The following is a 1,264-nucleotide window of genomic DNA, read 5'->3' on the forward strand; positions in this document are numbered from 1 at the left end:
GTAACGAAAGAGATTTTTCCAGGTTGTTATAACCAAGGAAAAATTGTTTTCCCTAATGATTATGATATGTTAAATATAACAAAACCTGCTATGCGCGTTTTTGAAAGTTCTGATGAGGGTAAAAAAAGTTATATATCTAGTGACTTTTTAATTAATTTAGAAAATGGATTTGAAACACTAAAGGAAATAAGTATATTGATGAAATTTTTGGAAATCGTTCTTTTTCTTATGCTAAACCTGAAAAACTTATTTAAAATAATAAGGGCAACAACAGGAATAGGTGACTTAATATTAGATTTTCATTTAGGTAGTGGCACCACTGCCGCAAGTAGCCCATAAAATGGGGCGCCATTATATCGGTATCAAGCAAATGGATTATATTAATGATATTACTATTCCACGATTGCAAAAAGTTATTGATGGCGAACAAGGCGGTATATCTAAAGAGGTTAATTGGCAAGGTGCTGGCAGTTTTGTTTATGCTGAACTGATGGAGCTGAATGCGTATTTTGTATAGTTGGGCGACTTTAAAATGATTACAAGTAATTACTCTATATCAGTAAATTTATATTGGGGAAAAATATATTTTGTAATCAAAATTAAGTCGCTTAGCTATACATCAAATCCAGAAAGCGCAGTCCACTGAAGAACTCGAAAAACTCTTTGTTGTGATGAAAACTGAAGCGCACCTCAATTATCAGGTGATGCTGGATAGCGTGCTGTCCGCTGAGTACAAGATGGACGGTATTCCACGTAAAAAATCGCCTTCAGCCAGCTCGAACTGCATGAGCAGAGCAACTGCTGATTGAAATTCTTGATGTATAGCTAACCGTCTTAATTTTGATTACAAAATATATGTTTTTCTTCAATATAAATTTACTGATATAGAGTAATTACTTGTAATCATTTTAAAGTCCCCCAGCTATATAATAAATTAATAGCAGAAAAGGTTACTAATTAACCTATGCCATGATAAAACCATTTTTATTTTTTCTAAGTTTTGCCAGAATTATTTTTGAAGGTTGAGATGAAGAAGAGAATGAACACAATAGATGGTTAAGAAACGATTAATTATTAATCAGTTTTGAACAAAAGATAGATCTACCCTATAGTGAGTTTTTATTGCCCCCGCAAACGTGCCAAGTCATCGTGACGCGCCATCAGCTCTTTAAGCTTCAATCCAAAATTCATGCCCGCGAAAATTAATTTTTTCTCGCATAAGAGACAAGCAAGTGGATCGACTTTAAAGACATGTCGATACATG

At 33.6% G+C, this 1,264-nt stretch carries 2 protein-coding genes; both read left to right on the forward strand.

From position 1 onward, the window contains the following. The coding region (locus tag ARSQ2_RS10475; protein WP_202880420.1) for a hypothetical protein at positions 1–339 on the forward strand (339 nt) is incomplete at its 5' end. A 31-nt stretch (positions 340–370) separates the two neighbouring features. Then, positions 371–517, forward strand: coding sequence for a hypothetical protein (locus tag ARSQ2_RS10480; protein ID WP_238334464.1), 147 nt, complete (start codon positions 371–373; stop codon positions 515–517). Positions 518–1,264 lie beyond the last annotated feature (747 nt).

This window comes from Arsenophonus endosymbiont of Bemisia tabaci Q2 (assembly GCF_902713415.1).
GTDB lineage: Bacteria > Pseudomonadota > Gammaproteobacteria > Enterobacterales > Enterobacteriaceae > Arsenophonus.